The organism is Pseudomonas sp. Tul2A7, assembly GCF_054790505.1.
Window position 1 is genome coordinate 6,473,794 of the sequence record NZ_CP186499.1, and the last position, 12,786, is coordinate 6,486,579.

The following is a 12,786-nucleotide window of genomic DNA, read 5'->3' on the forward strand; positions in this document are numbered from 1 at the left end:
GGGCGCTCGCCCTAAATTTCCCGCTCGATCGCTCGTTCCTCCCAGATAGCAAAGGCTTTGCGCCTGCACCTCGATGGCGAACCCGACTGAGATGGCAATGACAAAACCACGTTCGAAAAAGGCTCTATTCATCGGCCTGCCCTTAGCCCTGGCGATCAGCGCCGGTGCAGGCTTTGCCGCTTGGCATCACTGGTTCAAGGACGACCTTGGCTATGACGCCAAGATTGTGAAGCAGGCAGATGAACTGCACGAACGCATGCTCTCTTTCGACAGCCATGTCAGCCTGATGCAGAACTTCGGCACCGACGGTCACGAAGCCGACAAGGATGGCTCCGGCCAGTTCGACCTGGCCAAAACCAGTCGCGGTCGTTTGTCTGGCGCGGCGCTGACCATTTTCGGCTGGCCGGAAATGTGGAACGGCCCCGATGCCCCCCACAAACCGACTGCCGGCTTCATCGACGAAGCGCGCAACCAGCAAGAGATCCGTTACCGGATCATTTCCGGCATGGTGCGCGACTTCCCCAATCAGGTCGCGATCGCCTACACCCCGGACGATATGCGCCGCCTGCACGGCGAAGGCAAGTTCGCGATTTTCATCAGCATGCTCAACGCCTATCCGCTGGGCCATGATCTGAATCTGCTGGACCTGTGGACGGCGCGTGGCATGCGCATGTTCGGCTTCAGCTACATCGGCAACAACGACTGGGCGGATTCGTCTCGCCCACTGCCATTTCTCAATGACTCACCGGACGCCCTCGACGGCCTCTCCGATCTGGGCAAGCAGGCGGTCAAGCGCCTCAATGATCTGGGCGTGATCATCGACGTATCACAGATGTCGACCAAGGCCCTCGAACAAGTCGCACAGCTGAGCCGTACGCCGCTGGTTGCCTCGCACTCGGCGCCGCGCGCGATGGTCGACATCCCACGCAACCTCAGCGACAAAGAGATGCAACTGATCAAGAACAGCGGCGGCGTGGTGCAAATCGTCGCGTTCTCGCAGTACCTGCGGCCGCTGACCCAGAAGACCCAGGATCGCCTCAACGAGCTGCGCAAGGAATTCGACTTGCCGCCATTGCCGAACCTGGCGATGGCGCTGATGCCGGGCGACCCGATCATTGCGGCCTGGTCCGAAACGAAATTCGGCCTGTACGCCAGCCGCCTCTACGCGATCCTCGAAGACGAACCGAAGGCCAGCCTCAAGGATTTCGGCGACGCCATCGAATACGCCGTGCGCAAGATCGGCATCGACCATGTCGGTATCAGCTCCGACTTCAATGAGGGCGGCGGCGTCAAAGGTTTCGAGAACGTCGGCGAGATCCGCAATGTCACCGCTGAACTGCTGTCGCGCGGTTACTCCGAAGCCGACATCGGCAAACTCTGGGGTGGCAACTTCCTGCGCGTCTGGGATCAGGTCGAAAAAGCCGCGAAACCGGCGCTGGCCAACGCGCAGGGAACGACGCAGCCATGAGTAATCGTCGTGATTTTCTGAAACAGGCCGGACTGCTCGCCGCTGCGCTGCCACTGGGCGCAAGCCTGCCGAACATCGCCAGCGCTGCCGCCACGGCTGCGCCCGCTGCGCCAATGCCGCGCAGCAAGTGGACGCAGTTGCAGCAACTGTTCAATCAGGATCCGGACTACCTGCACTTTTCCAACTTCCTGATCACCTCGCACCCGAAACCCGTGCGCGAAGCGATTGAACGGCATCGCGCCGCCCTCGACAAAAATCCCGGCCTGGCCATGGATTGGGACCTCGGCGTGATCGAGCAGCGCGAGGAAAACGTGCGCGTCTGGGCCGGCCAATACCTGCAAGCCAACGCCAAACAGATCGCCCTGACCGGCAGCACCACTGAAGGTCTGACGATGATTTACGGCGGTGTGCATGTGCGCCCCGATCAGGAAATTCTCACCACCGCCCACGAACACTACGCCACCCACACCATCCTCGCCTTGCGCAAGGAACGTGAAGGCACGCAGGTGCGCAAGATCCGTCTGTTCAAGGATCCGCAGACCGCGACCAAAGCCGAAATCCTCGCCGCCATCGACACTGCCATCCGCCCTGAAACCCGCGTGCTGGGCATGTGCTGGGTGCATTCGGGCAGCGGCGTGAAGCTGCCGATCGGTGACATCGGCGCCATCGTCGACAAGCACAACCGTGGCCGCAGCGATGCCGACCGGATCATTTATGTGGTCGACGGCGTGCACGGTTTCGGCGTCGACAACCTGAGCTTCGCGCAGATGAACTGTGACTTCTTCATCGCCGGCACCCACAAGTGGATGTTTGGCCCGCGCGGCACCGGCATCGTCTGCAGCCGTTTCGAGGAGGTCAAATACGTGACGCCGATCACCCCGACCTTCTCCGAGGCCACAGCGTTTTCCACCACCATGACGCCTGGTGGCTATCACTCCTTCGAATATCGCTGGGCGCTGGACGAAGCCTTCAAGCTGCATCTGCAACTGGGCAAGGCCGAGGTCGAAGCGCGCATCCACGCGCTCAACAGCTACCTGAAGAAGCGCCTGCTGGAACACCCGCAAATCGAACTCGTCACCCCGCTGAGTCCGCAACTGTCGGCCGGTTTTACCTTCTTTCGAGTCAAGGGCCAGGACAGCGACAAAGTCGCCGCGTACCTGATGCAGAACCGGGTGGTTGCCGACGCCGTGAACCGCGACGTGGGTCCGGTGATTCGTACCGCACCGGGCCTGCTCAACGACGAAGCGCAAATCGATCGTTTGATGGCGCTATTGGCCAAACAGCTGTAGGCGCCCCGCTCCCACGCTTCCTTTCAACCTGTTATCGAGAACCATGATGAACAGTAGTGAACTGCGTAATTTTTCCTTGAAAGCGTTGCCCGCGCTCGGTCTGGCCGCATTGCTCGGTTGTGCCTTGCCGGGGCTGGCGCAAGCGGCCGAACCGCTCAAACCGGGCAAAGTCTTCAAGGACTGCAAGGACTGCCCGGAAATGGTCGTGCTGCCCACCGGCACCTTCACCATGGGCACCCCGGATGACGAAGTCGGCCGTGAGCCGGACGAAGGTCCGATGCACCCGGTGACCTTTGCCAAACCGCTGGCCATCAGTCGTTTCCAGGTGCTCAAAGGGCAATGGGACGCCTACCTCGCCGACACCGGCTATCAGATGCCCGACGGCGACAAACGCCCGGGCCGCGCGTGCAAGGCCGGTATTCCCGACTACGCGGGCAGCGATCCGAAAAAGCAGTACACCGACAAGCATCCGGCGGTGTGCATGGACTTTCCCGAGGCCGAGGCCTATGTAGCCTGGCTGTCGAAGAAAACCGGTAAATCGTATCGACTGGTCAGCGAATCGCTGCGTGAATACGCCGCCCGTGCCGGTAGCACCGGGCCTTTCCCGTTCCCCTTCGATGAAGGCAAGGAATACAGCATCGCTAAACACGCCAACACCTATGGCGCCGCCGACGGCTACAACTTCACCGCTCCGGCAGGCAAGTTCCCGGCCAATGCCTTCGGCGTCTACGACATGCACGGCAACATCTACGAATGGACCGCCGACTGCTACAACGAAAACTATGTCGGCGCGCCGAGTGATGGCAGCGCCTGGCTGACCGGTGATTGCAAGATTCGCCGCATTCGCGGCAACGACTGGGGTGAAGCACCAGTGTTCTCGCGCTCGGGCAACCGCAACGCCACCTACAGCGACACCCGCGGCGACTGGATTGGTTTTCGCGTCGCGCGCGATCTGTAAGGACGCGGTAACGGCAGCCGCCATGGCGGCGCTGGGCGCTCGCTCGTCGCCTCAGCCTCGATAAACCCGTGGTCGGCTAAATCGCCGCCCACGGGTTTCGTCTTTTAACCAGCCCAATCCTTGAAACGATGCCGTTAGCGGCACTAGAAGCGGAAACCTCCATGACCACAAAATCGCGCGGAGCCATCAGTGAAGTCCTCGGCCTGCTCAAGCCTTACCGGGTCGTTGTGGCGCTGTCGATCCTGCTCGGCATGCTCGGTGGCGTCAGCGTCACTGCCCTGCTCGCGACCATCAACAAAGCCCTGAACGGCAGCGGCGTTCCGTCAGCCACCGTACTCCTGACGTTTGCCGGCCTCTGCGCGTTCGCCCTGTTGACCTCGATTCTGTCGGACATCGGCACCAACCATGTCGGCCAGCACATCATCGCCGGCCTGCGTAAATCACTCGGCGAAAAAGTCCTGCTGGCGCCCATCGAGCAGATCGAACGGTTTCGCAGCCATCGCCTGATTCCGGTGCTGACCCATGATGTCGACACCGTCAGTGATTTCGCGTTTTCCTTCGCGCCGCTGGCGATCGCGTTCACCGTCACCCTCGGTTGCCTGGGTTACCTGGCCTACCTGTCCCTGCCGATGTTTGCCCTGCTGTTGATCGCGATCGTGATCGGCACCGTCGTGCAATACATTGCCCGGTCCAAAGGCATCAAAGGTTTCGAAGCGGCGCGCGAAGCCGAAGACGAACTGCAGAAGCACTACAGCGCGATCGCCGCGGGCGCCAAGGAGCTGCGTATTCATCGCCCGCGCCGCCAACGCATGTTCAGCCAGCGCATCGAGGGCACGGCGGATTACATCTGCAACACGCACATCCGTTCGATCAACACGTTCGTGGTGGCAAAAACCTTTGGCTCGATGCTGTTTTTCGTGGTGATCGGTCTGGCCCTGGCCCTGCAATCGTTCTGGCTCGGTACCGACAAAGCGGTGCTCAGCGGCTTCGTGCTGGTGCTGCTGTACATGAAAGGCCCACTGGAATATCTGGTCACCACGTTGCCGGTGGTCAGTCGCGCGAACATTGCCTTCAAACGCATTGCCGAACTGGCCGAACAGTTTTCCTCGCCGGAACCGCACTTGCTCCTGCGCGACTCCGCTGCGGCGAGCAAAACGGCGGTGCAACAGTTGCAAATGCACAACGTGCACTACGCCTTCCCGCCGGTTCAGGGCAGTGCAGCGTTTGAACTGGGGCCGGTCAATCTGGACATCGCGCAGGGTGACATCGTGTTTATCGTCGGCGAGAACGGCGGCGGTAAAACCACCCTGATCAAATTGTTGCTGGGCCTGTATGCGCCACAACGCGGGGAAGTCCTGCTCAATGGCCAGGTGGTCGATGCCCAGGCGCGCGATGACTATCGCCAACTGTTCACCACGATTTTCGCCGACTACTACCTGTTCGATGAACTGGTACAGGGCGATAAACAAGTGCCGGCCGACACCAGCCGCTATCTGGAACGCCTGGAGATTGCGCACAAGGTGAGCATTAACGACGGTGTTTTCAGTACCACCGATCTGTCCACCGGCCAGCGCAAACGCCTGGCGCTGATCAACGCCTGGCTGGAAGAGCGTCCGGTGCTGGTGTTCGACGAATGGGCTGCCGATCAGGACCCGGCCTTCCGGCGCATCTTCTACACCGAGCTGCTGCCGGAGCTGAAACAGATGGGCAAGACCATCATCGTGATCTCCCACGATGACCGCTACTTCGACGTCGCCGATCAGTTGGTGAGGATGGAGGGAGGCCGAGTGGTCACCCACAAGAAGCCCCTCGAGACTGCTTGATCGATTGCACCTTTGCAGCCGGCCGGACACCCGTCCTGCCGGCCTTCAATCCGAATGTTTATCGCCGTGGACCCGACTGTCGGCAACGCCGTCAGCGCTCACGGTGCTGCCAACCACGAGAGCCCGATGAACGACTTACTCGATGATGAGGTACTGGCGCTGCTGATGGCAGATGCCGGCGAGCAATCCCAAGGCATCATTGCCCGTCCCCACCCGGCTCCGGCCCCCCTCTCCTTCGCGCAACAGCGACTGTGGTTCGTGCAACAGCTGACACCTGACAGTGCCGCCTATAACCTGCCACGCGCCGTGCGCCTCAGCGGTGCCCTGCAAGCACAGCATCTGGAAATGGCGCTGAATAAAGTCATCGAACGCCACGATGTCCTGCGCAGTGCGATCGTCGAGATCGACGGGGTAGCCATGCAGGTGGTCGATGCACACGCAACGCTGCCGTTGGGGTTCGATGATCTGCGCGGACTGAGCGCTGAAGCACGCGAACAGCAGATTGCCCAGCGCATTGCCGAAGAGGCCGCCAAGCCCTTCGACCTGAAGCAAGCACCACTGATGCGCGCGACTCTGCTGCAAGTCGCCGACACGGAGCACTTGCTGTTGCTCAACATGCACCATATCGCCTCGGACGCCTGGTCCAACGCGATCCTGATGCAGGACCTCACCCGCGCCTACGCGCAAGCGGCAATGGGCATGAGCGCGCCACTGCCGCGCCCGGCCATCCAGTACGCCGACTATGCCGACTGGCAACGTGGCGACTATCTGCACAGCCCGGCCTGCAAGACCAGCGCCGAATACTGGCAGAATTATCTGGGCCAGACGTTGCCGCCGCTGGATCTGCCGGTGGACTTTGCGCGCAACGACCAGCATAGCCATGCGGCCGGCAAACACGACTTCAGCCTGCCCGCCACCTTGGCGCAAGCACTCAATCGCTTCTGCCAGCAGCACGGTTTGACTCCCTTTGTGGTCGCCCTGGGTGCTTGGCAATTGCTCCTGAGCCGCTACAGTGGCCAGGACGATTTCACTGTCGGCGTGCCCAACGCCACACGTAACCGCAGTGAAATTCAGGACCTGGTCGGGTTCTTTGTCAGCACTCAGGTCTATCGCGTGCGGATTGACCCGCAGCAGCCTTGCAAGGACTTTCTGCTGCGTCTGCGCCGCGAATCGCTGGCCGCGCTCGACCATGCCGACTATCCGCTGGAATTGAGCTTCGACGACCTGCAACTGCAAAGCAGTCAGCAGATCAATCCGTTGTTCCAGGTGTTGTTCAACTGGCGCACGGACGCCGGCACCTCGGTGCCGCTGAACCTGGGCGAATTGACCCTGGACTTTGTCGATGCCGGCAGCGGGCAGGCGAAATTCGACCTGTCGCTGGACGTCAGTTATTCCCTGAACCGCATCGACGCCAACATCGAATTCAGCCGCGACCTGTACAGCCCTGCCACCATCGAGCGGTTGGCCGGGCATTGGCAGAACCTGTTGCACGCCATCACTGCAAATCCCGAGGTTGCCCTGAGCGAATTGTCGCTGCTGAGCGACACCGAGTGCCGCCAGCAACGCGAACAATGGAACCCAGCCGTTGCGCCATTGCCGAGCGAAGGCGTGCATCAACTCTTCGAACGCCAGGCACTGGCCACGCCGCAGGCCCTCGCGCTGATTTGCGATGACGTGCGCATGAGCTATGCCCAACTCAACTCGGCAGCCAATGGCCTGGCACAGACCCTGCTCGGCTACGGCGTGGGCCCGGAAGTGCGGGTAGGCATCGCGGTCGAGCGCTCGGCGCGGATGATCGTCAGCCTGCTGGCGGTGCTCAAGGCCGGCGGTGTGTACGTGCCTCTCGATCCCGAATACCCGCAGGAACGCCTGACCTGGATGATCGAAGACAGCGGCTTGAGCGTGCTGCTCAGCCAGCGCTCTTTGCGCCAGCGCCTGCCCTCGGTAGCCGCGGTAAGCGTGCTGTGCGTCGATGAACTCGACCTCGCCGACAGCGCGCACAGCGACAATCCGACCTGCCGTACCCATGGCCATAACCTGGCGTATGTGATGTTCACCTCAGGTTCCACCGGTCGACCAAAGGGTGTGGGGATTACTCAGGCGGCTTTGACCCGACACGCGCAAGTCGCCCTGCAATTCCTCGGCCTTACAGCCGCTGATCGTTCGCTGCAATTTGCCACGTTCAACTTCGATGCCTTTGTCGAACAGCTCTACCCGGCGCTGATCTGCGGCGCGTCGGTGGTACTGCGCGGGCCGGACATCTGGGACAGCGAAACCTGGTATCAGCAGTTGCTCGACAAGCAATTCACGGTGAGCGACCTGACCACCACGTACTGGAACATGCTGGCGAGGGATTTTGCCGCTGCCGGTGTCCGTGACTATGGCCCGTTGCGCCAGGTGATCGTGGGCGGCGAAGCCATGCCACCAGAAGGCGTGGCGGCGTGGGGCAAGGCGGGACTTGGCCATGTGCGCCTGCTCAACACCTATGGCCCGACGGAAACCACGGTCAGTGCCACGGTGCTCGATTGCACGGACTACGTCACCGGGCATGCGCCGCTGCCGAAAACCATGCCGATCGGCCGCCCCTTGGCTGGACGCGCCATTTACCTGCTGGACAGCGGTGGCCAACCGGTCCCGGTGGGCGTCGTCGGTGAATTGGTGATTGCCGGCGATCTATTGGCCCGGGGCTATTTCCAGCGCCCGGATCTGACCGCCGAACGCTTCATGCCTGACCCGTTCAGCACGCAGGGCGGGCGTCTGTACCGAACCGGCGATCTGGCACGCTATCGCGCCGATGGCGTCATCGAATACGTCGGCCGACTCGATCATCAAGTGAAGATTCGCGGCTTCCGTATCGAACTCGGTGAAATCGAATCCTGCCTGCTGCAAATCCCGGCCGTTCGCGAAGCCCTGGTCCTTGCCCGCGAAGGATTGGCCGGGATGCAGTTGATCGGTTATATCGTGCCGAGCGACAGTGATTTGTCGAGCGAACAGCACGATCAACTGCGCGCAGCGCTCAAGGCTGAACTGAAAAGCCGTCTGCCCGCTTACATGGTGCCGAGCCATCTGCTGATGCTGGAAGCCATGCCCGTCAGCCCGACAGGCAAACTTGATCGCAAGGCGTTGCCGCTGCCTGATTTCAGTCAATCGGAGACCCGCTTCAAGGCCCCGGAAACTGCATTGGAGCAAGCGCTGGCCGAGCTCTGGCAGGAAACCCTGCACGTCGACCGGGTCGGCCTCGACGACAACTTCTTCGAACTGGGCGGGCATTCGATTCTGGCCATCCAGTTTATTGCCGCGCTCAATGCGCGCCTGGGGATCAAACTCGCCTTGCAGCAAATGCTCGCCCACGCCACCGTCGAAGCCCTGGCGCAATTCATTGCTTCGCAACACCAGCAGCAAGCCCAATGCGTGGTGGAACTCTCGGCCTCGGCCGCCAGTGCCCCGCCGCTGTTCTGCCTGCATCCCAGCGGCGGCATCGTGTTCTGCTACCAACCGTTGGCCAAACGCCTGAGCAAACACGCGCGCACCTTCGGCGTGATGCACACAGGCTTCGCCGACAAACACGCCCACGCCCAGACATGGGCGCAAATGATCGCCGATTACACCCGACAGATTATCGATAAACAGGCTGACGGCCCGTATCGCCTGATGGGCTGGTCGCTCGGCGGCTCCATCGCCATGGACATCGCCGCCGAACTGGAGCGTCAGGGACGTGAAGTGAGCTTTCTCGGCCTGGTCGATACCACCTTGCCGGACAGCCTGTTGCCGGCCGATCTGCCGCGCAAACCGCTGGAAGAAGAAAATCCCGAGTACTTCAGTGCCCAAAATGAATTGGCGACAGCCGTGGAAATGTTCAGCCTGATGTTCGCTCATCTGCACGAGCCGGCGGCACGCTTCCTCGCCGAAAACCCGCAAACCGATCTCAAGGCTTTCTACCAGTGGGCCAGCCAACAGGCCGCCACCAGCGAACAGGAAATGGTGGCGACACTGGACGCCATCAAACAGGAAATCATGAACGCCCAGGCGTTCGAAATTCATGACCGACTGGTGAAATCCTACGACGCCTTCACGCTGCCAACGCTCAAGGTCGAGGCGAGTTGCTGGTGGTCGCTGTCGCACAAGACCCTGGAGCAGGTGTTGCACTCGGAACAGGTGCTGCGTGAACACACCGTCAGCGGACGACTGCAAGGCTCAGTGCATTCCAACCTGCCCCACCGCAGCATGATTTACGGTGAGTCGTTGCTCGAGTCCTTTGAAGCGGTGTTCCTGACGTGTGAGGCGGCACTGAACAACTGACTTTCATACGGGCAAACAAAAACGCAGAAGCGCTGGCTTCTGCGTTTTTTTTTGCATGATTTGCCACATAACCTGTGGGCGCTGCGTCCACCGCGATTCACCTGCCGACGGCATGCAAAAAAACGGCCCACGCCCTCTTTCGAGGAGCGTGGGCCGCTTCGGTGAAGGCCCTTCAGTGCATCAGAACTTTGGGGTCCACTTCACGGAGAACATCAGGTTGCGTGGATCACCGAAGTTGTTGTTGCCGTCGAGCTGGTTGTAACCGGCCGCAATGTACTTCTTGTCGAACAGGTTGTTGGCATTCACCGCCAGACCGACTTCCGGAGTCAGCTGGTAACCGACACGGGCGTTCCATACGGTGTAACCCGCGACATCGTAGGTCCCTTCATAGCCCAGCGTATGGCTCTGAGTGGTGAAGCCCAGACCGGTGCTGACACGATCCCATTCACCCGGCAACTGGTAGTTGGCCCACATGCGCAGCATGTGTTTTGGCGTCCAGGTGCTGAACACGCGGCCTTCGTTGTTCGGGTCTTTGAGATACTTGGTGGTGTTGTAGGTATAACCGGCGAACAGTTGCAGGTCTTCCACCACTTCGCCGCTGATCTCGGCGTCGATACCCTGGCTGCGCACTTTGCCCGAGGCCGTCGAGCAATACGAACCGTCGCACTCGAAGCCACCGGCAATGTCGTTGACCGCACGGTTTTCCTGGTCGTAGCGGAAGAGTGCCAACGAGGTGTTGACCCGGCCGTCCATCAGCTCACCCTTGAGACCGATTTCGTAGTTGCTGCCGACCACCGGTTTGAGCACGGTGCCACCGGCATCGCGGTTGGTCTGCGGCTGGAACACGTCGGTGTAACTGGCGTAAACCGCCCACTCGCGGCTCAGGTCATAGACGATACCTGCGTAAGGCGTGACTTCCCCGGTTTCGGTCGCGGTGCTTGGGTCGTTCTTGGTGATGCCGCCGAACGAGGATTGCGCCTTGGATTTGTAGCTGAAGTCATACCAGCTGACACGGGAGCCGAGCACCAAAGTCAGATCGTCGATCGGCTTGACGCGCCAGGTGCCATACAGGCCTTTCTGGCGTACGTCGTATTTACTCAGCGTGCCGCGACCACCGGAAGCGATCAGGCTGTCGTAGTTGATATCGGGACGGTCATTGTTGACGCCGAAAATCGTGTCGCTACTGTTGCTGAAGGTACGGGCGAGCTGATCGTCCGTTTCGAGCTGGGAAAAGTTACCGCCCAACATCACTTCCTGCTGCATCGACAAGGCTTCGAACTTGCCATTCAGGTTCATGTCGATACCGACTTTTGTCGAGTCGAAATCCGTCACGAAGTTGGCGTACTGCACGCCGCTGCCATCCGGTTCCAGACCGTCGCCGGCACTTTGCACGCGCTGGTTTTTCGCCTTGTTGCTCTCGGTCATGCGCACCGCACCGACCTTGAGTGCCCAGTCTTCGTTGAAGCGATGTTCGAGGTCGGCGTAAAGCGTGGTGACGTCGATGTCGGAACTGTTCCAGCGTGCACCGGTGTAGGTGGAGCGCGAGACATCCGGCATCTTGCCGTCAGCGTAACGTGGCAGGCCACGAATCATCGGACGCGAATCACCGTCGGAACGGCTGACGGCCAGGCCCAGAGTGGTGTCTTCGCTCAGGTCGAAGTCCAGCGAGCCGTACAGCGACAACGTCCGGCTCCAGTCGTGATCAATGAACGAGTTGCTTTGATCCTGATCGGCCACCAGGCGACCGCGGATGGTGCCGGCCTGGTTCAGCGGGCCGCCCGCGTCTACCTGCAGACCGTAATGGTCCCAGGAGCCAGCCTTGGCGGTCACGGACACAGTCGGTGCAGCCTGGCCGCGCTTGCGCACCAGGTTGATGGCGCCACCAGGGCTGCCAGTGCCTTGCAGCAACCCGGAGGCACCGCGCAGGATTTCCAGGCGATCGAAAAACACCAGATCCTGAGTCGCCCAGTTACCCAGCGAATAGGTGTTACGTGGAATCGGCACGCCGTCGTACTGCCAGTCATCGATCTGGAAACCGCGCGAGGAGATGATCAAACCCTTGCCGACGCCCTGCAGACCTACGACGCCGGTGGTCTGGTTCAGCGCATCCTTGAGGTCGACCAGATCCTGGTCGTCCATCTGCTTGCGGGTCATCACGGTGACCGACTGGGGGATTTCCTTGAGGGTGTGGGTGCCCTTGCCAATCGTCACTGCGTTGGAGGTGTAGGAGTTGCTGCCTTCGGTCGTTGCGCCGACCTGACGTGCGCTGATGTTGGTCGCACCCAGCTCCAGACCCTGAGTGCTGCTGCCACGCACCAGCATCAGGGTGTTGCCCTCGACGCTGTAGCGCACGTCGGTGCCCCTGAGCAATTCGGCGATGGCCGCCTGCGGGCTCATCTTGCCGCTGACCGCGTGGCTCTTGAGCCCGGCCATGTCGTCAGCGTTGTAGATCACTTGCTGGTTGGTCTGCTGACCGAACGCCTGCAGCGCTTGTGGCAACGATTGCGCCGGGATATTGATGCTGACGCTTTCAGCCATCACCTGAGCGCTCAAAGGCAATACACAGACCAGCCCCAGACCGGTCAACACGCGACGTGAACGCAGGCCGCGGGACATGACGAGTGCCTTGAACAGAGGTTTCAACTCATGAATTGCTGACATCGTGCTCTCTATTATTGGTAGAAGTGAAAGTCCATTGGGCCAAAGGGCCCGCCACGGCCAGCACATGGGAACCGCCCACTGTCGTTGGCCCCGTGGGCGACATGGCAGTGCGCGGTTGACCGGCCCCTCCCCGGGCGCGGTCATCCTGCTGGACGACGGCGAAATTTTTCTACTGAACAATCCGCTGCCTTGGCTGCCCTGCCTGACCGGATTTGCCCACATACCTTATTAAGACGCAGCACCTCCAAAAAACCGGAATGAGTTTATTTATCATTAACTCAAAAAGTT

At 60.8% G+C, this 12,786-nt stretch carries 6 protein-coding genes; 5 read left to right on the top strand and 1 reads right to left on the bottom strand.

Annotation, left to right across the window (positions count from 1 at the left end; all coding sequences use genetic code 11):
* Positions 1-97 precede the first annotated feature (97 nt).
* The 5 genes from pvdM to ACOYXJ_RS28920 all read left to right on the top strand — a co-directional run bounded on the left by pvdM (position 98) and on the right by ACOYXJ_RS28920 (position 9,837).
* The gene (gene pvdM / locus ACOYXJ_RS28900) at positions 98-1,468 is read left to right on the top strand and encodes a pyoverdine-tailoring dipeptidase-like protein PvdM (RefSeq protein ID WP_150794321.1); all 1,371 of its coding nucleotides are present in this window, start codon (positions 98-100) and stop codon (positions 1,466-1,468) included.
* Positions 1,465-2,757, top strand: coding sequence for a pyoverdine-tailoring periplasmic protein PvdN (gene pvdN / locus ACOYXJ_RS28905; protein ID WP_460367144.1), 1,293 nt, complete (start codon positions 1,465-1,467; stop codon positions 2,755-2,757). The genes pvdM and pvdN overlap by 4 nt, the downstream gene beginning before the upstream one ends.
* Before the next feature lie 46 nt (positions 2,758-2,803).
* Positions 2,804-3,715: a dihydropyoverdine dehydrogenase gene (gene pvdO / locus ACOYXJ_RS28910; RefSeq protein WP_460367147.1), complete on the top strand. Its 912-nt coding sequence runs from the start codon at positions 2,804-2,806 to the stop codon at positions 3,713-3,715.
* Positions 3,716-3,876: 161 nt separating this feature from the next.
* A complete protein-coding gene (locus ACOYXJ_RS28915) occupies positions 3,877-5,538 on the top strand; it encodes a cyclic peptide export ABC transporter (protein ID WP_150794323.1) in 1,662 nt (553 codons plus the stop codon).
* A 126-nt stretch (positions 5,539-5,664) separates the two neighbouring features.
* The gene (locus ACOYXJ_RS28920) at positions 5,665-9,837 is read left to right on the top strand and encodes an amino acid adenylation domain-containing protein (protein ID WP_460373067.1); all 4,173 of its coding nucleotides are present in this window, start codon (positions 5,665-5,667) and stop codon (positions 9,835-9,837) included.
* Between the two features lie 180 nt (positions 9,838-10,017).
* On the opposite strand, the gene ACOYXJ_RS28925 is transcribed toward ACOYXJ_RS28920, so the two are convergent.
* The gene (locus tag ACOYXJ_RS28925) at positions 10,018-12,498 is read right to left on the bottom strand and encodes a TonB-dependent siderophore receptor (protein WP_150794324.1); all 2,481 of its coding nucleotides are present in this window, start codon (positions 12,496-12,498) and stop codon (positions 10,018-10,020) included.
* Between the last annotated feature and the right edge of the window lie 288 nt (positions 12,499-12,786).